Here is an 18,586-nt window from a genome sequence, read left to right as displayed (position 1 = left end):
GCCAGGGGATCATCGATGAGCGTGGCCGCGCGCGTCGGGCGCCGGCAGTTGCTGGCGCGCTGGTGCCATCGCCTCGGCGCGCTGCCGTTCCTCCAGCGGGTGCGGCCCAAGGCGCATGGCGAGCTGCGCGTGCTGGCTTACCACCGTGTGCTCGAATCGCAGGAGCCGCAGGGCTTCAGTTTCGATCCGGAGCTGATCAGCGCGTCGGCGGACGACTTCCGCCAGCAGATGCTGCACCTGAAGACCCACTTCGTGCCGATGCGCTTCGACCAGATCGTGGACCTGATCGAGCGCGGCAAGCCGCTGCCGGAAGGCGCGGCGCTGGTGACCTTCGACGACGGCTACGACGACAACTACCGCATCGCCTTCCCGATCCTGCGCGAGCTGGGCATGTCGGCGATGTTCTTCGTGTCCACCGGCCACATCGATTCGGGCCGGCCTTACGCCTACGACTGGCTGGTGCACATGCTGTGCTCGGCACCGGCCGGCGCGCGCGTGCACGTGCCCGAGCTGGACGTGGACTGGACGGTCGAAGCCGACCTCCACGACCGCCGCCGCCAGGCCGCCGACCTGCTGTACCGCGTGAAGCTGCTGGACGACGACGGCCAGGCGACCCTCGTCGCCCGGCTGGAATCGGACTGGGGCATCCCGCGCGCGGCCGGCCATCCGGACTGCAAACCCATGACCTGGGACCAGCTGCGCGAGATGCAACGCGATGGCATGGAGATCGGCTCGCACGGCGTGGACCACCGCATGCTGGCCAAGTTGCCGCTGGAGCGGATGGTGGCCGAGGTGCAGGGCTCCAAGGATGCGCTGGAACGCGAACTGGGCGTGCCGGTGCAGGTCATCTCCTACCCGGTGGGGGGGCCGGATGCGTTCAACCACGACACGGTCGAAGCCGTGCGCGCGGCGGGCTTCCGCCTGGCCTGCAGCTACGTGGCCGGCATCGGCCGGCTCGGGCCGCGCACGCAGTTTTCGCTTCCCAGGCTGCCGGTGGAGCGCCACATGGACATGCCTTGGTTCAAGGCCATGATGGCGATGCCGGAATTGTTCACCTATGCCTCGCGATTGCGCACAGGCTGAGGCACGGGAGCGACAGGGGATCATGTTCTTTTTCATGTTGGTGTACCTCGTCCTGGTGCTGATCAGGCCCCAGGACTACCCGGCGGTGGCCGAATCACCGGGTCCGCCGATGCAGTCCATCGCGCTGGTGCTGGCGGCCGGGCTGTTCCTGTTCTCGCAGCGCAAGTCGTTCAACCAGCCGCAGTTCCTGCTGATCCCGATCTTCCTGTTCATCGCCATGGTGTCCAAGGTGGTGAACGGCTGGGCGGGCGGCGCGCTGTTCGTTTTCTTCGTCTTCGCGCCGGTGCTGCTGGCCTATGTGCTGCTTGCCAACACGGTGGATACGCGTGCGCGGATGCAGGCGGTCATGGGCGTGTTCGTGATCTGCGCGTCGGTGTTGGCGGTGCACGGCATCGAACAGGCCAGCACGGGCATCGGCTGGACCGGCGTCGAGCTCTCGCAGGGCACGCGCATCCAGTACGTCGGCATCTTCAACGACCCCAACGATCTGGGCATGCTGTTCGTGATGTGCCTGCCGATGGCGTTCTACCTGAGCTCCCGGGGCGGCTGGCTGGGATTGAAACGCCTGTTCTGGTGGACCGCGATCGCGCTGCTGGTCTGGGGCTGCTACCTGACCAACTCGCGCGGCACCCTGCTGGCGCTGGTGGCCATGCTGGGCGTGTACATCTGGCGCACGCGCGGCATCTTCTGGGCCGGCCTGCTGGGCGCCGGGGCACTGGGCGGGCTGATGATGCTGCCCTCGCGCATGCAGGAGATGGACGTCTCCGAGGCCTCGGCGATGGGTCGCGTGGAATCCTGGTACGAAGGCATCCAGATGTTCATCGGCAGTCCGGTGTTCGGCATCGGCGCCGGCGGCTACTCGGACCTGCATGAGCTGACCGCGCACAACTCCTTCGTGCTGGTGCTGGCCGAGACCGGCATCGTCGGCTTCACGGTCTGGCTGGCGATCGTGGGGTACTGCTTCCGGATGATGATGGCCATCGTCGACCGCGACGACGACATCATCGACGACGTGCCGATGGACGTGCCCGACGAGGTCGCGCTGAAGGAGTGGCGCACCGACAAGGCGCTGAGCCTGTGCATGCTGATCTCGCTGGTCGGCTTCTTCACGGCGGCCTTCTTCCTGAGCCGCAGCTACGTGGTGATCCTGTACCTGCTGGTGGCGATGGTCGTGGGCCACTACACCCGCATGCGCAACACCTATCCCAGCCTCCCGGCGTTCTCGCTGGAGAAGGACATCATCCGTTGGCCCGCCTATGCCGTAATCGGCGTTATCGGCCTGTATCTGACCGTCAAGGTCCTGTTGGCGATGGCATGAACGAACGCTCGCGCACGCTCAGCAACACCCTGTTCTCCTCGGTGGGCATGTACACCGAGTACGTGCTGGGCATGCTTACGTCCATCATCATCGCCCGCCACCTGGGTCCGGACGGCTTCGGTACCTACAGCCTGGTGATCTGGCTGGTGGCGATGGGTGTGGCGACCACCAACTCTGGTACGGCCAGCGCGGCGATCAAGTTCGTCGCCGAACTGCGCGGCGCGGGACACCTGGAACAGATCCCGTACGTGCTGAGCTACCTGCGCAAGGCGCAACGCGTGTTCATGCTGTTCGTGCTGCTGGCCGGCGCCGCGTTGTTCATCTTCGCCGGCGACCATGTGGCGCCGGGCATGAACCACACGCTGTTGCTGGGCTTCCTGATCGTGGGTGTGGCGCTGCGTTCGTCGTATATGTTCAACATCGGCGTGGCGAAGGGGTTCGAGAACTTCCGCGCGACGGCGATCGTGGCCTTGGTGTCCACGCCGATCAACCTGCTGCTGGTGATCGCGGCGTGGCAGTTGGACGCGCCGGTGGAATGGCTGCTGGCGGTGTTCTCGCTGTCGGGCATCGTGTTCTACGTGATGTCGCTGCGGCAGATCCGCCCGTTGCTGCCGCCGCGCCAGCCCGGCGTGGTGCTGCCGGCGGCGCTGCGCGCGCGGATCAGCCACCACATGCGCTGGACGGCGCTGACCGTGTCGGTCAGCTTCCTGGTCGCCAGCGAGGTGGAGGTGATGTTCCTCAACCTGTACGCGGACAGCCACGACGCCGGCCAGTTCAAGGTGGCCTATCAGCTGGCGGTCGGCGCGGCGGCGCTGGTGCCGGGCGTGTTCGGTGCGCTGCTGCTGCCGATGATGGCCAACGCCCTGAGCCAGGGACGCGAAGTCGCCGCCCGCCGCTTCGTCGGCACCACGCATTACCTGTCGCTGCTGGCCGTGCCGTTGATGGCATTCGGGCTGGTGTTCGGCGACGACGTCATCCACCTGCTGTACGGACGCGAATACTGGGCCGCCGGGCCGCTGTTCTCAGCCTGCCTGTTCGCCACCTGCATGACGACGATGGCGCAGGGCGCGTCCAGCCTGCTGGTCAGTGCGGACCGCCAGCGCAGCATCCTGGTGCTCGCCATCACCAGCGGCACGCTGAAGCTGACGCTGGCTGCTGTACTGATCGCGCACTTCGCCCTGGTCGGTGCGGTGGCGGCCTATCTGACCGTGGCGGCGGTGAACGCCACGCTGTACCTCTCGCTCGCGATCAAGGTCAGCCATGCGCGACCTGCCTGGGGGGCGTTGGGGCGCGTGTTGCTGGCAGGTGCGCTGGCCGCGGCGCTGGCCTGGCCGTTGCGCGGGCACCTGGTGCCGTGGGCCGCGGTGCTGCTGGGCGGCGTGCTGCTGGTGCTGTCGTATGCCCTCTTTACGCTGTTGTTGCGCTGCTGGACGCGCGACGACATCGAACATCTCCAGCAGCTGCACCGGCGCTTCGCCGCAAGCCGGCCGCGCGCGGGCGCACGGCTGCTGGCCTGGGCGCACGATCGAGCAGGGGAGGGGATCTCATGACCGGTCTATACGAACCGCTGTTCCGCCACGTGCTGTTCCCGGCCTACGAGTCGGGCATGCGCGGGCGCAAGACGCTGGCCTACCTGCGCGAGTACGAGCGCCAGCAATGGCTCGAGCCCGAGCAGATCGACGCGTTGCAGTGGCAGAAGCTGCAGCAGCTGATCCGCCACTGCTGGGACCACGTGCCCTATTACCGGGAGACGTGGACCGCACTGGGCATCTCGGCGCCGGACGACATCCGCGACCGCGCGCATTTCGCCCGCTTGCCGGTGCTCGACAAGCCGACGATCCGCGCCAACTTCGACCGGCTGATCGCGGCGCCGTACAAGGATGGCCTGCTGTACAAGACCACCGGCGGCTCCACCGGCGAGCCGCTGCGCTTCGGTTACACGCGTGAGAGCTACGAGCGTCGCGTAGCGGTGATGTGGCGCGGTTACGGGTGGGCGGGTGCGCGGCTGGGGCAGCGCACGCTGTATCTGTGGGGCACGCCGATCGGGGCGCAGAAGCGCAAGGACCGGCTGTACCACAGCGCGTTCAATCGTTGCATGCTCAATGCGTTCGAGATGGACCGCACGCGCATGGCCGAGTATGCCGATGCGATCGACCGCTTTCGCCCGGAGACCATCGTGTCCTACGTCGCGCCGATCGTGGAAATGGCGGACTGGCTGATCGCCAATGGTCGGCGGGTGCATGCGCCGGCGCGCATCCTCGGCGCGGCGGAGGCCTTGCATGCGTCGCAGAAGCAGCGCATCGAGCAGGCCTTCGGTGCGCCGGCCTACAACACCTACGGCTGCCGCGAGTTCATGCTGATCGCCGCGGAGTGCGAACACCGCGACGGCCTGCACGTGAACGCCGACCACCTGGTGGTGGAGCTGGGCCATGGCGCCGACACCGGCACGGACGGTCCGCGCGAACTCGTCGTCAGCGACCTGCACAACTACGGCATGCCGCTGCTGCGCTACGTCAACGGCGACCTGGCCACGCCGGGTCACGGGCGCTGCGCCTGCGGGCGCGGGTTGCCGCGGCTGGCCAGCGTGGACGGACGCAAGCTGGATGCGCTGCGCACCCCGGACGGGCGGTTCGTGCCGGGCGAGTACGTCGTCTATGCCTTCCTCGGCGCCACCGGCGTACGCCGTTACCAGGTGGTGCAGAAGCGGCTGGATGCCTTCGAGATCCTGATCGTGCGCGACGACGGATTCGACCCGTCGGTGATCGAACTCGTGCGCCGCGAACTGGTCAAGGTGGTGGGCGACAGCGTCGCCCTGGATTTCCGCTTCACCGACGAAATACCGCTGACGCCGACCGGCAAACAGCGTGTCACCGTGTCTGAACTAAGGGGTTAGGACCAGCGTGGAGATTGTGCATTTCGTCGAGAACCTGGATCGCGGTGGCCTGGAGCGCACCGTGGTGGACCTGATCGCGAGCCAGCGCGAAGCGGGGCACCAGTGCCGGGTGATCTGCCTGTTCAAGCTGGGCCTGCTGGCGAAGGAACTGCTCGCCAGCGGCGTGCGCGTGGAGGCCTGCGGCAAGCGCCCCGGGCTGGACCTGCGTGCGCTGCGGCGCGCACGCGCGCTGATCCGGCAGTCGCCGGACGCCGTGCTCCACACCCACAACGCGATGGCGCATTACTACGCGGTCATCGCCTCGATGGGCCTGCCGTTGAAGTGCCGGATCAATACACGCCATGGCATGGGCGGGCGCGCGCGCAGCGGGCGGCAGGAATGGCTGTATCGCCAGAGCATGCGCTTCACCGACTACGCTGTCGCTGTCTGCGAGGCGGCGCGCGAGCGCTTCGCCGCGGAGGGCGTGGAGCCGCAGCGCGGCCTGCTGTCGGTGCCGAACGGCATCCGCCTGGAGCGCTTCAAGCCTGCCGATGCGGCCGGGCGCCAGGCGCTGGCGACAGAACTGGGGTGGCCGCAGGGAAGCCGCATCGTCGGTACGGTCGGACGGCTCCAGCCGGTGAAAGACCACGCGTTGCTGCTGCGTGCGTTCGCGAAGGTCCGCATGCAGGTGCCAGAGGCCGTGCTCGCCATCGTCGGCGACGGACCGCTGCGCGGCGCGCTGGAAGCACAGGCCGAGCAGGCGGGCCTGTCGGATGCGGTGCGCTTCCTGGGCGACCGCCACGACGTGCCGCGGCTATTGACGGGCATGGATGTATTCGCGCTCTCGTCGGCGAGCGAAGGCTATTCGATCGCCCTGCTCGAGGCATGCGCGGCGGGGTTGCCGATCGTGGCCACCGACGTGGGCGGCAATCGCGAAATCGTCCGCGACGGCATCAACGGGCGGCTGGTGCCGGCGGCCGACGTGGCCGCTCTGGCGACGGCGCTGATCGCGCTGCTGCGGGGAGGCGACGAAGCGGGCAGGATGGGCCGCGCGGGCCAGGCCTGGGCGCAGGCCGAGGCCTCGTTCCGGACCATGGCCGAGCGGTACCATGGCCTCTACGATGCGCAGGAGTGCGACTCGTGCACCATGGCCGTGCAGGGACGCCTGTCGTGAGCCGTCTTTCCACCGCCTACGCATCGCCATGAATCCACGCCCGCGACGACTCAAACTGCTGCGCTTCCTGCCAAACGGCTGGCTGGCGACGGCGGGCCCTGCGCAGCACGGGCGCACGCTGTATCTCACCTTCGACGACGGCCCGCATCCGGAGTTCACGCCGGAGCTGCTGGACCTGCTGGCCGAGCACGACGCCAAGGCCAGCTTCTTCCTGATCGGCCGCGAAGCCGAAAAGCATGCCGCGCTGGCGCGGCGGATCGCCGCTGAAGGCCACACCCTGGGCAACCACTCGTACTCGCACCCGATCTTCGATGCGCTGACGCTTGCGCAGCAGTTGGAAGAAATCGAGCGCACGGAACGGGTACTGCACGGCATCGACGGCCGCGACCGGCACGCGTTCAGGCCGCCGCGCGGCGTGCTGACCCTGCCGATGCTGGCGCGCCTGGTGGGACGGCGTCACCGGATCGACTACTGGTCGTACGACAGCATGGACTACAGCCGGCGGCCCGTCCCCGAGCTGCTGGAGACGATCCAGCGCCACCCGGTGCGCGCCGGCGACATCGTGCTGATGCACGACGACAGCGCGCATTCGCTGGCGTTGCTGCGTGAATTGATCCCGGCCTGGAAGGCGCAGGGCTTCGAACTGCGCGCGCTGCCGCACCTGCATTGATCCCCCGTTGGCCGGTGCGCCGCCGTTGCCACGTTATCGATGATGACGGAGGCGTGAGCGCACGCCGGAAAGCAAGGGGGATGCTTGAACATTCTGGTGTGGCTGGCGGTTCCGCTGGCGGCCCTCGCGGCGGCGGCGCTGATCGTGTGGAAGCTGCTGCGTTCGCGCAACATGGAAATCTGGATCGGCAGCTACCTGCGCCGGCCGCGGGTGACCGCGACCCCGGGTCCGGTGCACGTGATGTTCTGCTTCGTCGACCACTTCGAGCCGATGTGGCACGGCGCCGACGAAGCCAAGCAGCGCGAACGGGTCGACCGCTGGTGCCGCGATTACCGCACGCTGGCCGGTCGCCACCGCGATGCCGACGGCCGTCCGCCACAGCACAGCTTCTTCTACCCCGAGGAAGAATACGTCCCCGAGTACCTCGACAAGCTGGCCGCGCTCTGCTCGGACGGCTTCGGCGAGATCGAGGTGCACCTGCACCACGACAACGACACCGAGGCGAACTTCAACGAAGGCATGGCGCGCTTCTGCCGCGTTCTGCATGAGCGCCATGGCGCATTGCCGCGCGATCCCGCCACCGGCGAGTTGCGCTTCGGCTTCATCCACGGCAACTGGTGCCTGGACAACTCGCGTCCCGACGGACGCTGGTGCGGCCTGGACAACGAACTGATCCTGCTGCGAGACCTGGGCTGCTATGCCGATTTCACCCTGCCATCCGCGCCCAGCGACACGCAGACGCGCACGATCAACAGCATCTACTACGCGACCGATGACGCGCACGCGCCCAAGTCGCACGACACCGGCGTGCCGGTGCGCGTTGGCGGCCAGGCCACGGGCGACCTGATGCTCATCCAGGGGCCGCTGGGACTGAACTGGAAGGACCGTCGCATGGGCCTGGTGCCGCGCATCGAGAACGCCGACGTGCGCAAGGGCCAGCCGCCCACCCCCGAGCGCGTCGATGCCTGGGTGCGGGCGGGCGTCCATGTGGAAGGCAGGCCGGAATGGGTCTTCGTGAAGATCCACACCCATGGCACGCAGGAAGGCGACATCGACACCTTGCTGGGGCCGCCGGTGGATGCGATGCACGACTACCTGGAATCGGCCTACAACGACGGCAAGAAGTACGTACTGCATTACGTCAGTGCGCGCGAGGCCTACAACATCGTGAAGGCGGCCGAGGCCGGCATGCAGGGCAATCCCGGCGACTACCGCGATTTCCACCTGCCGCCCCCGCGTGCCTCGTGGGCCGGTGGCCGCCAGGCGAAGGCCGCCGCATGACCGCTGCCGCATTCGCGACGGACACCGGCCTCCCGCGCGTCAGCGTGGTGATGCCGGTGTACAACGCGGAAGCGACCATGGAGCGCTCGATCGATTCGGTGCTCGCGCAAAGCCATCGCGAGGTCGAACTGATCCTGGTCAACGACGGCTCGCGCGATGGCTCGGCCGCGATCATGGACGCCTACGCCCGTCGCGATCCGCGCGTGGTGGCGGTGCACCAGGCCAATGGCGGCGTCGCCGCCGCGCGCAACCGCGGCTTGCAGGAGGCGCGGGGCACCCATGTCGCCTTCCTCGACAGCGACGACTGGTGGGACCCGGACAAGCTCGCGCTGCAGCTTGCACACATGGCGCGCACTGGCGCGCGCGTCTGCTATACCGCCTACCAGCGCGTGGCCGAGGATGGGCGCGCGCTCACGATGGTGGTGCCGCCGGAGCGCGTCGACTATGCCGGCATGCTCTACAGCAACCGCATCGGCAACCTCACCGGCATCTACGAACGCGCGCTGGGCGATGTGGCGTTCCAGAAGATGGGCCACGAGGACTACGTGTTCTGGCTGGACCGCGTGCGCCGCGCCGGCCATGCCGAGCGCGTACCGGAGGTGCGTCCGCTGGCGTACTACCTGGTGCGTGGTGGCTCGGTGTCGGCGAACAAGCTGCGCGCAGCCGGCTGGCAATGGCGCATCTATCGCGAGACCGAACGGCTGAACCTGCCGCGGTCGGCCTGGTGCATGCTGCATTACATGGCGCATGCGCTGCTGAAGCGAAGTCCCGTCTCGAGGCCGGCCTGATCATGGCACCGTCTTCCCCCGTGACGGCTGCCGATTACACGGTCGTGATCCCCGCCTTCAATGCCTCGGCGACGCTGGCGCGTGCGCTGGACAGCGTGATGGCGCAGACCGTGCCTGCCCGGGACGTGATCGTCGTGGACGACGGATCGCCTGATCGCGCCGACATCGCCCGCATCGTCGCCGGCTATGGCGGCCGCGTGACCCTGCTGCTGCAGGCCAACGCCGGTCCCGCGGCGGCGCGCAATGCCGGCGTCCGTGCGTCGGCCGGCGCGTGGATCGCGTTCCTGGACGCGGACGACAGCTGGTTGCCGCACAAGATGCAGGCGCAACTGGCGCTGGCCGCCGACGCGGATGTCGGCCTGCTGCACGGCGCCGCCCGCATGGACCGCCTGCCGCTGCCGGCCGAGATGGGCTTCGATCTGTTGTGGCGCGCCAACCGCATCTGCACCTCGATGACCGTGGTGCGCCGGACGGCCTTCGAGCGGTTGGGCGGCTTCTTCGAAGCGCCGGAGTTGATCGGGGCCGAGGACTACAACCTGTGGCTGCGCATCGCGCACGCGGGCTGGCGGGTGCGGGCCTGCGAGGGGCTGGTGGGCCACTACACGCCTGCCGAAGGCAGCCTGACCAGCCGCATCGAACGCTGCGCGCTGGCCGAGATACGCAATGCCAAGGAGCTGGGCGAGTTGCTGGGGCTGTCGCGTCGCGACATCCGCTGGAAGTTGCGTGCCATCCGCACCGACTTCGCGCGCCATCTGATCCACGCCCGCGATCCCTTGCCGGCCCGACGGCTGCTGGTGCGCGCCCTGTTCGAGCGGCCGACCCTGGAGCGGATCGGCCTGATGTCGGTCAGTTACGTGCCGACGCCGCTGCTCGACATGCGTCGCCGCCTGCGCAACGGCGGGCGGCGGACGCTGTCCAGTCTCTGAGGATCAGATCTCGCTCAGCTCCACTACGTAGCCGGTGGTGCCGCCCTGCACGTCGATGCGGTAGCGGGCGCCGTCTTCCACGTACTTGCCGGTGCTGAAGTTCGAGTTGATCGTCGCGTTGGCCGGTTCGAGCACGCGCACGCGCAAGCGGCCGGCCGTGGCCTCACGGCTGTTCACCAGGGTGGGCGCAACCGGCACGTTCACCTGGAACGTCGCGGTGGTGCCGCTGGTGATGCTGAAGGTGTCGCGGACGGTCAGGCGGCGGTTGGCGAAGTTGAAGTTGCGCTGCCAGTTTGTCACGGCGTCGTTGTTGCAGAACGAAGGCGTCAGGTTGGCGTCCGCGGTGAAGGCGCCGCCGCTGCCCGGCGTGACCGTCATGGTCGAGGCCCGCGTGGTGGATTCGCATTGGCGCGCGACCGTGCCGTTGCGGACGAAGCGCACCAGGTTGTGCACGTCAGTGCCCTGGTTGATGCCGCTGTGGCTCCAGATGTTGGCGGTGACGGCCAGCCAGTCGCCGGAGAACAGGGTGAACGAGCCCTGGTCCTGATGCGCATGGCTTTCGTTGTACGGGCCGGCGACGATCGCCACCCACATCGCGTCGCGCGTCCAGCCGGTACGGGCGAACAGGTGGCCGGTGCCACGCGCGTGGTAGATCAGGTCGGTGGGCACCGTTGCGGTGGTGCCGGCCGGCAGCAGGTCGTAGCGGTAGTTGAAGCCCGAACCCATTCGCGCGATCGAGATGTTATTCAGCCACCAGGTCGCCTGGTTCTGGATCACCGGATTGGTGTTGACCGAACGCGCTTCGAGCACAAGGCGGCGGTGATAGTCGTACAGCTCAGGCACCGAGCTGCGCGCCTGGTCCCCGATGGGCGCAAAGCGGTCCATCGTCGGCACGGTGGCGTGGATCCAGTACGGGATGCTGTCGGACGCGTGGCTGTTCGCGTTGGCCAGGTCGAAACCCGTCGCATCGCGCCAGATGCGATACAAGGAGAACAGGCGCATGTGCGAGGTGCCGTAGCCAGTGCCCTCGCTGCTGCCACCGCCCGGCAGGCGCGCGAAGTACGTCTGCAGCGCGGCCAGCTTGTTGTCGCGCAGGAAGTTGAACCACGTGCTGCTGCCGCTGGCCAGTCCCCAGTACATCGTCGCTTCGACGAAGCTGTAGTAGTAGTTGTTGCCGGGATTGGTCACCGACCATCCCGACCACGGATGGCTGCGGCCGCCCCATTGGGCGTTGTTGTAGTTCCACACATTCCAGACCGCCTGTTCGGCGTACGCCGACCAGCGCGTGCGCTGGCTGGAGGTGATGCTGCCGGCGCAGGCGGTCATGGTCGAGGCGACGTCGGCGATCATCGGGCCGACTTCCAGATACGAATCGCCGGCGACGGCGGGGCGCCCGCCCGCGGCGATCGCGGATTCGGCGGCCGTGACCTGTTCTTCCACCATCTGAATGGCCAGCGTGCAGTACTTGGCCTCGGGCGACAGCTGGTACATCAAGGCCGCTTCGGCGGCGCTGAAGCCATACCCGCGGTTGCCGGCCACGGCGGAGTCCACCCAGCCCTTGAAGCGGGTGTAGGCGGCGGAGCTCTTGTCCACGGCCGGCACGGGCAGGGGCAGGTTCACCACGCGGGGACGGGACGAATTGGAGCTCACCCGGCCGCCGCTGCTCAACACCGGGCTGCTGTCGGGGGTGCCGGACGCGGGGGAGGTGCCTGCGTTGCCGCCCAGAGACGGCACGACGGCGCCACGTTCGCGCGCGCGGCGCGCGACCTTCGCGGAGGCAGTGGTGCGGGTCCAGAAACGGATGATGTTGTCGCGCCCTGCGTCACGCAGGTCGCCGAAGTCGTCTTCGACCTGACTCCAGACACCGGAGGCGAGGACTTGGGCGCGTTGGCCGAATAGGCCACCGGCGGCGCTGGCGGCGGTCAAGGTGACAAGTGCGGCGGCACCCAGGAGCAGGGCGATGGGCAGCCGGCGGGCGGAGCGGGGGGAAGCGGACGTGCGCAACAAGGGGGGTTCTCCTGAAAAGAAAACCGCGCACGATAGAAATGGAAGACGACAGCCCTGAGGCTGGTGACTACCCGCTGCAGCGCCCCCTCGCTACATGCGATCCGCGCAACGGCGGGGCGGATCATAACGTGGGGCATTTTCCGAAACGGACGCCCTGGGTCACAGAAATGTGAACCGGTTCAGCTGACGGCAGGGGAGTTCACGGGAGTGTGATGGCCTGCCCGGTGTGTCCCGAAGGGGGCGGGCACGACGGTGGCCGCCCTTATTTTTCGCTCAGTTCGACCGTGTAGCCTGCCTGGCCCCCGGCCACGTCCACCCGCCATCCCCGGCGGAACTCCTGCGCGTCGTCGTCGCTCCAGGTGTGCACGCGCAGGGTCGCATTGGCGGGTTCCAGCACGCGGATGCGCAGTCGCCCCGCGACGGCTTCGTTGCCCTGGACCACCGGACGCTCCGGCACATTGACCTGGAAGATGGCGCGGGTGCCGGCGCCCAGGCGGAAGTCATCGCGCACCAGCAGCTTGCGCCCGGCGAAGTCGATGCGCCGCTGCCAGGACTGCAGGGCGGGGTTGTCGCGATAGACCGGGGTGAGGTCGGCGATGGCCGTCACGCCGCCGTCAGGCCGCGGGGTCACCGTGACCTTCGAACGGGAACGGGCGGACTCGCACTGGTGCACGACGGTATCGCCCCGCGGCGCGGCGCACTGCTGCGCGTCGGCATTGGCGCGTTCGAACCGCACCACGTTGTGCACGGGGGTGCCCTGCTGGATGCCGCTGTGGGTCCAGATGTTCTCGGTGACCGCCAGCCAGTCGCGCGAGAACAGCGTGAAGCTGCCCTGGTCCTGGTGGGCGTGGCTCTCGTTGTACGGGCCGGCGACGAAGGACATCCACATCGCGTCCTTGCCCCAGTCCGTGCGCGCGAACAGGTGGCCCGCGCCTTCGGCGTAATAGACCAGGGCCTTGGGCGGGTCGTCCGCATCGCCTGCCGGCAACAAGTCGTAGCGGCTGTTGAAACCCTGGCTCATGCGCGGCACCGAGATGTTGCGCAGCCACCAGGAGGAGAGCGCGAGCGCCTCGGCATCGGTGGTCAGCTGGCGCGCTTCCAGCACCAGGCGGCGGTGGTAGTCGAACAGCTCCGGCACCGAGCTGCGCGCCTGGTCGCCGATGGGCGCGAAGCGGTCCAGCGTGGGCACGGTGGCATGCACCCAGTACGGGATGCTGTCGCGCGCATGCGTGCTGGCCGCCGCGAGGTCTTCGCCGGTGCTGTCCTCCCACAAGCGGTAGAGGCCGAACAGGCGCATCTGCGCCGCGCCGTAGCCGGTGCCTTCGCGGCTGCCACCGCCGGGGAGGGCAGCGTAATAAGCCTTCAGCGGCGGCAGGCGCCGCTCCCGCAGCTCTTCCATCCAGGTCGGGCTGCCACTCACCAGCGCCCAGTACATCGTCGCCTCGATGAAGCTGAAGTAGTAGTTGTTGCCCGGGTTGTCGATCGACCAGCCTGTCCACGCGTGGGTGCGGCCGCCCCATTGCGCGCGCGCCGGGTTCCACACGTTCCAGACGGCCTGCTCGGCATAGGCGGACCAGCGCTGTTGCTGGGCCGGCGCGATATCGGCGCGGCAGGCATGCAGGGTCATCGCCAGGTCGGCGATCCGCGGGCCGACTTCCAGATAGGAATCGCCCGAGATCGCGGGGCGTCCGCCCGATGCGATGGCGCTCTCGGCTTCGCCGACTTCCTGCTCGACCATCCGCACGGCCAGCTTGCAGTACTTGTCGCCGCCGCCGGACAGCGCCATCAACGCGGCATCGCTGGCGGAGAACGCATAGCCGGGACTGCCCGACACGGCGCTGTCGACCCAACTCCGGAAGCGACCGAAGGCGGGGGAGCGCCGGTCGACGGAGGACAGATCGATTTTCAGCTGATCCACGCCGGTCGCGACGGCCGGCGCGGCGGCTGCGGTCGGTGTCGCGGCGGCTGGCGGGGGGGTGGCGGCTTTCTCGGCGGGCTGCGCCGTGCTTTCGGGCGCATCCGCGGCGCCGCAATGGCCGATGGCGGCGGCCACCAGCGCGAATCCGAGCAGGATCGCGCTGGGAATGCCGTGGGTCTTCAGCTTGGAAGGCGAGGCGTGCATGCCGGTGCCCTCAACGGTTGGAGTAGGCAACGCTCAGGTAAACGATGTTCTGCGCCACGTCCTGGTTCAGGTCGGTGCTCTCGCGCTTGTAGCGCTCGGCATTCAGCCGCACCGACCAACGACGCACCCACTGGTATTCCAGGCTCGCACCCACGCGCGTGGTCTTGTCCTCGCGTCCGAGCTGGGTGTAGTCCAGGCGTTCCCACGTGGCGTAGCCGCCCAGCGACAGTCCGCGCCGCATCAGCCAATGCAGGTCGAAGCGCGCGCCGCGCGTCTTCTGGTCGAACTCGTCCGAATCCACGTAGTCGCGCTTCTGCACGAACGGCGCCAGCGAGAAGTTCAGGCGCGTGCCGGTGAAGCTGTAGCCCAGGTCCAGGCTGCGGACCTCGTAGGGCGACGCATTCACCACGGCGTCGCCGGTCAGCACGTTCGCCGGCACGGTGGATTCGGACTGGATGCCGGCCAGGGCGTCGGTAGCGGTGTCGGAGAACTGGCTGGAGACGACCGCCGTCAGCTGACTGCGCGGCGACAGCGTCCATTCGGCGTCGGCGCGCAGCAGCGGTTCGGAGCGCGATTCGCCCTGCCGGTAATCGATGCGCGAGTAGCCCACGTCGGCGCCCAGCTGGAAGTTGGCCAACTCGCGCACGTAGCGCCCGTAGACGTCGTAGCGGTTGTAGTCGCGCGCGACGATGTCGTCGTCGAAATCCACGCGCTGGGCCTGCACGTTCAACGACACGCGGCTGGTCGGGCCCAGCTCCTTGATCGTGCGCACGGCGGCGGCCAGACGCTGGGAATTGAATTCCTCGGTCACCTCGGCGTCGCTGTCGACGTACCGCAATTCGGCCTGGCCATGCAGCGAGGATGTCCAGTTGAACAGCAGCGTCGGGCCGATCGAGAACACGTTGACCTGCTGGCGGTTGCCGGGGCCGTCGGGCACCAGCGAGTCGACCGGCTGCACGGTGAGGTTGTCCTCGGCCAGGAAGAACAGGCGCTCGGGAATGGCGACCCAGTTCAGGCGCCCGGACAGGGTGCCGTCGACGGTGTCGGCGAAGATGTCGTCCTCGTAGTCGCGGTACTCCGCGCGCCCGTCCAGGTTCAACTGCAGGGCGGAGATGTTCTCGGTGATGCTGAAGCCCAGGCCCGCGCGCAGGTAGCGTTGCTCGATGGGATCGCTGGGCGCCATCGTCACGTTGCTGTTGCGTTCCATGCCCAGGTCGACGGTGTAGTCGACGCGGGCGGCGACGGCGTGCCCGGAAAACGCGGCCAGCACGGACGCGGTGAGGGCCGAAAGGCGGAGGCGGGTGGGTCGCATGCCGATGCTCCTTGGCGTCCTCAGGGAATTTCGTTGAACACCACGCCGGCCACCTTGTCGGCGGGGAAGCTGCCGATGGCCTTCTCCAGCTTGTCGGGGGTGACCTTGCCGTAACCGGCCACCAGCACGACCAGGTCCGCCAGTTCCGACAGGATGCGTGCATCCGGCGAGCCGAGTACCGAGGGGCTGTCCAGCACCAGGTAACGGTCGGGATACCGGCTGCGCAGCGAATCCACCATCGCGCGCATGCGGAACGAACTGAACGCCTCACCGGTCATTTCGCGCTGCCGGCCGCTCGGGATCAGGCGCAGGCGCGGCACGCCGGTGCGGTACAGGATCCGGCCCAGGTCGGCGTCCGAGTTCTCGAGGTAGTCGATCAAGCCGCCATGGCCGGCATCGACGTGCAGGGCGGTGTGCTGGGTGGGGTGCAGCGCGTCGCAGTCGATCAACAGCGAACTCTTGGTGTCGTCGAACGCAAAGGCAGCCGCCAGGTTGCGGGCGACGAAACTGCCGCCGCAGCCGTTCGTGACCGGCGCCACCAGGGTGACGAAGTTGCGCTCGCCGCCCAGCGTCAGCAGGCGGGTGCGCAGCTCGCGGAAGGCGTCGGCCTGCTCGCGCACCGAGTCGTTGCGGTGGATGACGCGACGTTCCTCGAGCTCGCGCGGCGTCAGTGCCTTCGGCTCGTCCATGAGGGCCAGCGAGCGGGAGGGTTCGGCGCGGTGGGGCACGCCGTGCAGTCGATCGTTGTCCGGGGTCACAGGCTTTTCCAGAGTGGCGTGTGGGTGCATGGCGGGCCTCAGGCGGCAGCGAGCTGCTTGAGGCCGAACGCCAGCCCGTACGCGAGGATGACGAGCGCCAGGATGCCGACGCTCATCGCGTTTCGGCTCAGTTCCTGCCGGCGATCACGCGGCGAGTGGTACGTCGGCACGACGGTCAGCAGGGGACGATCGGTGATCCGCTGCAACTGTGCGGCCGACCGGATGCGGGGGTCGAAGCGCGCCCGCAGGAACAGCAGGCCCAGCGGAATGCCCACCGCCATCAGCAGCCCACCGATGGCGAAGTGCATGAAGCGCAGGCCGGTCGGGCGCAGCGGCATCGTCGCCGGATCCTGCACGCGCAGGGTCAGGCCGCGCTCCTCGCGGTCGAGCTGCATGGAGACGCGTGCGTTCTCGCGACGGCGCAGCAGGTCCTGGTAGATGTCGCGGTTGACTTCGTAGTCGCGGGTCAGCTCGGCGAGCGCACTCTCCGATTCGGCGATGCGGCGGCTGCGATTGAGCTCGTCGCCCAGCATCGATTCGGCGATCGCCATGCGCGAAGCCGTAGCGGCCACTTCGCGGCGCGTCTGCGCCTGCTGGCTGCGCAGCTCCTGGTACAGCGGATTCATCTGCGCTTCGTCGAACGGGCTGGCACCCTGCGGCGCGGATGCGCGACGGTTCTGCTCGTTGGTCATGGCCTGCTGCAGGTCCGCCATCTGGTGGCGGATGCGGACCACGTCCGGGTGCTGCTCGGTGTAGTTCAGCAGCAGGCGGTCCAGCTGGCCCTGCAGCTCCAGCAACTGGGCGCGATACAGGCTTTCGCGCGTCTGCACGGCGGTCACCGCGGACTCGCCCGACAGCTGCGAGGCGATGGCGCCTTCGCGCGAACGCTGTTCCAGCAGCGCCATGCGGGTCTGCTCGACCGTCGTGCGCAGCGCGCTGATGCGCGTGTTGGCGTCGGTGGCGCTGCCCGGCTGCGCATCGGTATTGGCCGAGCGGTACTGGCGCAGGCGCTCTTCCGCCTCCAGCAGTTTGGCGTGGTAGTCCTGCACCTGCTTGTCGATGAACTCGTAGGCCTCGCGGCTCTCGCGCTCCTTCGCCGCCAGGCTTTCCCTGATGAACATCTCGCCCAGGCGCTCGGTGACGTCGTAGGTGCGCTTGGCGTCGCTGTCGCGGTAGGTGATCTGGATCAGGTTCGGGCGCGGGCTGGTGATCGCGATGCGGCCCTTGATCTGCTCCATCAAGCGATCCTGTTCGATGGCGCTGGGCTGGTCTTCCAGCCAGCCACCGGTCTTCATCGCGTCTTCCAGCACTTTGCGGCTGTAGATCACCTGGCGCGCGATGCCCGCGCGGTCGACGACCTCGGTGGCCACGGCGCGGCCTTCCAGCAGCGGCTGGATGATGTCGCTCTCCTGCGCCAGGATCGTGGTGGAGGCGGTGTAGTTCTTCGGCAGCACCAGCAGGCCCACCACCAGCGTCAGCAGGGCGACGGCGGCGAAGATGCCGACCAGCGCGACGCGATGGCGGCGCGCTTCGCGGATCAGGATCGGCGCCAGGTCGTTGGGCGACAGGGCAGTGGAGGGTGCAGCCGGCGCGGCATAGCCGCGCCGTGCGGGAAGGTTGCTCTGGCTCATCAGAAAGTGCGCTCGGGAACCGTGATGACGTCGCCAGGCGACACCGTGTAGTTGGTGCTCAGGTCGCCGCGGTTGAGGATGCGATCCAGGCGCACGGCGTAGGTGCGCGTTTCCTCGGGCGTCTTGCGGTGCAGGTCGGAGCGGTCGGCGGCGGCGAACTCGGTGACGCCGCCAGCGGCGAGCACGGCATCCAACACGGTCATGCCGGGACGGTAGGGCAGCGAGACGGGCTGGCGGACGGCGCCGGTGACGCGCACGCGTGAGAGGTACTCATGGCTGCGCAGATCGGTGAGGATCACCGCCACCTGCGGGTCGCGCACGTAGGTGGCCAGGCGCTCCTGGATGTCCTTGGCGACCTCGGCCGGCGTGCGGCCGCCCGCGGACACATCGCCCACCAACGGCACGGAGATCATGCCGTCGGGACGCACCGGCACCGTGATGCCCAACTCGGGGTTTCGCCACACCGAGACCTGCACGATGTCGTCGACGCCGATGTGGTAGGCGTCGGTGGCCAGCGTGCTGGTGGTGGGCGGAGCGCTCTCGCTGCCGGACGACGTCGCGCAAGACGCCAGGAACCCGGTCAAGAGGAGGGCGCTGAGGCCGGTGAAGACGCGTTTCATCGAGGATCCCCTGTAGCTGCTGAT

At 68.3% G+C, this 18,586-nt stretch carries 15 protein-coding genes; 9 read left to right on the top strand and 6 right to left on the bottom strand.

Annotation, left to right across the window (positions count from 1 at the left end; all coding sequences use genetic code 11):
• The first annotated feature begins 15 nt into the window (after positions 1-15).
• The 9 genes from AC23D6_RS12810 to AC23D6_RS12770 all read left to right on the top strand — a co-directional run bounded on the left by AC23D6_RS12810 (position 16) and on the right by AC23D6_RS12770 (position 10,112).
• Positions 16-1,083 carry a polysaccharide deacetylase family protein gene (locus AC23D6_RS12810; RefSeq protein WP_487749633.1) on the top strand — a complete coding sequence of 356 codons (1,068 nt, stop codon included), beginning with the start codon at positions 16-18 and terminating at the stop codon, positions 1,081-1,083.
• Between the two features lie 22 nt (positions 1,084-1,105).
• Entirely contained in the window at positions 1,106-2,401 is a 1,296-nt protein-coding gene (locus AC23D6_RS12805) for an O-antigen ligase family protein (protein WP_487749632.1), read from the top strand.
• Positions 2,398-3,951, top strand: coding sequence for an oligosaccharide flippase family protein (locus tag AC23D6_RS12800; RefSeq protein WP_487749631.1), 1,554 nt, complete (start codon positions 2,398-2,400; stop codon positions 3,949-3,951). Before AC23D6_RS12805 ends, AC23D6_RS12800 begins: the two co-directional genes overlap by 4 nt.
• Positions 3,948-5,294 carry a phenylacetate--CoA ligase family protein gene (locus tag AC23D6_RS12795; RefSeq protein ID WP_487749630.1) on the top strand — a complete coding sequence of 449 codons (1,347 nt, stop codon included), beginning with the start codon at positions 3,948-3,950 and terminating at the stop codon, positions 5,292-5,294. Before AC23D6_RS12800 ends, AC23D6_RS12795 begins: the two co-directional genes overlap by 4 nt.
• 7 nt (positions 5,295-5,301) lie before the next feature.
• Positions 5,302-6,447 (top strand): glycosyltransferase, encoded by a 1,146-nt coding sequence (locus AC23D6_RS12790; protein WP_487749629.1) that lies wholly within the window; start codon positions 5,302-5,304, stop codon positions 6,445-6,447.
• A gap of 28 nt (positions 6,448-6,475) precedes the next feature.
• Positions 6,476-7,117 carry a polysaccharide deacetylase family protein gene (locus AC23D6_RS12785; protein WP_487749628.1) on the top strand — a complete coding sequence of 214 codons (642 nt, stop codon included), beginning with the start codon at positions 6,476-6,478 and terminating at the stop codon, positions 7,115-7,117.
• 84 nt (positions 7,118-7,201) lie between these two features.
• Entirely contained in the window at positions 7,202-8,398 is a 1,197-nt protein-coding gene (locus AC23D6_RS12780; protein WP_487749627.1) for a hypothetical protein, read from the top strand.
• The gene (locus AC23D6_RS12775) at positions 8,395-9,186 is read left to right on the top strand and encodes a glycosyltransferase family 2 protein (RefSeq protein ID WP_487749626.1); all 792 of its coding nucleotides are present in this window, start codon (positions 8,395-8,397) and stop codon (positions 9,184-9,186) included. Before AC23D6_RS12780 ends, AC23D6_RS12775 begins: the two co-directional genes overlap by 4 nt.
• A 2-nt stretch (positions 9,187-9,188) precedes the next feature.
• The gene (locus AC23D6_RS12770) at positions 9,189-10,112 is read left to right on the top strand and encodes a glycosyltransferase family 2 protein (protein WP_487749625.1); all 924 of its coding nucleotides are present in this window, start codon (positions 9,189-9,191) and stop codon (positions 10,110-10,112) included.
• Positions 10,113-10,115: 3 nt separating this feature from the next.
• On the opposite strand, the gene AC23D6_RS12765 is transcribed toward AC23D6_RS12770, so the two are convergent.
• The 6 genes from AC23D6_RS12765 to AC23D6_RS12740 all read right to left on the bottom strand — a co-directional run bounded on the left by AC23D6_RS12765 (position 10,116) and on the right by AC23D6_RS12740 (position 18,562).
• Positions 10,116-12,119, bottom strand: coding sequence for a heparinase II/III family protein (locus tag AC23D6_RS12765; protein WP_487749624.1), 2,004 nt, complete (start codon positions 12,117-12,119; stop codon positions 10,116-10,118).
• Positions 12,120-12,381: 262 nt separating this feature from the next.
• Positions 12,382-14,241 carry a heparinase II/III domain-containing protein gene (locus tag AC23D6_RS12760; RefSeq protein ID WP_487749623.1) on the bottom strand — a complete coding sequence of 620 codons (1,860 nt, stop codon included), beginning with the start codon at positions 14,239-14,241 and terminating at the stop codon, positions 12,382-12,384.
• 10 nt (positions 14,242-14,251) lie between these two features.
• A complete protein-coding gene (locus AC23D6_RS12755; RefSeq protein ID WP_487749622.1) occupies positions 14,252-15,553 on the bottom strand; it encodes an outer membrane beta-barrel protein in 1,302 nt (433 codons plus the stop codon).
• Positions 15,554-15,573: 20 nt separating this feature from the next.
• Positions 15,574-16,311, bottom strand: coding sequence for a P-loop NTPase family protein (locus AC23D6_RS12750; RefSeq protein ID WP_487749621.1), 738 nt, complete (start codon positions 16,309-16,311; stop codon positions 15,574-15,576).
• 38 nt (positions 16,312-16,349) lie between these two features.
• Positions 16,350-17,942, bottom strand: coding sequence for an XrtA system polysaccharide chain length determinant (locus AC23D6_RS12745; protein ID WP_487749620.1), 1,593 nt, complete (start codon positions 17,940-17,942; stop codon positions 16,350-16,352).
• The gene (locus tag AC23D6_RS12740; protein WP_487749619.1) at positions 17,942-18,562 is read right to left on the bottom strand and encodes an XrtA/PEP-CTERM system exopolysaccharide export protein; all 621 of its coding nucleotides are present in this window, start codon (positions 18,560-18,562) and stop codon (positions 17,942-17,944) included. The genes AC23D6_RS12745 and AC23D6_RS12740 overlap by 1 nt, the downstream gene beginning before the upstream one ends.
• Positions 18,563-18,586 lie beyond the last annotated feature (24 nt).

It is taken from the genome of Pseudoxanthomonas sp. G3, assembly GCF_057654715.1.
This window is presented reverse-complemented; position numbering and strand designations above follow the sequence as displayed.

Coding starts and splice junctions, on each gene's coding strand:
- AC23D6_RS12755 (WP_487749622.1), bottom strand. CDS start 15,553: ATGCGACCCACCCGCCTCCGCCTTTCGGCCCTCACCGCGTCCGTGCTG.
- AC23D6_RS12745 (WP_487749620.1), bottom strand. CDS start 17,942: ATGAGCCAGAGCAACCTTCCCGCACGGCGCGGCTATGCCGCGCCGGCT.
- AC23D6_RS12740 (WP_487749619.1), bottom strand. CDS start 18,562: ATGAAACGCGTCTTCACCGGCCTCAGCGCCCTCCTCTTGACCGGGTTC.
- AC23D6_RS12810 (WP_487749633.1), top strand. CDS start 16: ATGAGCGTGGCCGCGCGCGTCGGGCGCCGGCAGTTGCTGGCGCGCTGG.
- AC23D6_RS12785 (WP_487749628.1), top strand. CDS start 6,476: ATGAATCCACGCCCGCGACGACTCAAACTGCTGCGCTTCCTGCCAAAC.
- AC23D6_RS12760 (WP_487749623.1), bottom strand. CDS start 14,241: ATGCACGCCTCGCCTTCCAAGCTGAAGACCCACGGCATTCCCAGCGCG.
- AC23D6_RS12795 (WP_487749630.1), top strand. CDS start 3,948: ATGACCGGTCTATACGAACCGCTGTTCCGCCACGTGCTGTTCCCGGCC.
- AC23D6_RS12800 (WP_487749631.1), top strand. CDS start 2,398: ATGAACGAACGCTCGCGCACGCTCAGCAACACCCTGTTCTCCTCGGTG.
- AC23D6_RS12805 (WP_487749632.1), top strand. CDS start 1,106: ATGTTCTTTTTCATGTTGGTGTACCTCGTCCTGGTGCTGATCAGGCCC.
- AC23D6_RS12775 (WP_487749626.1), top strand. CDS start 8,395: ATGACCGCTGCCGCATTCGCGACGGACACCGGCCTCCCGCGCGTCAGC.
- AC23D6_RS12770 (WP_487749625.1), top strand. CDS start 9,189: ATGGCACCGTCTTCCCCCGTGACGGCTGCCGATTACACGGTCGTGATC.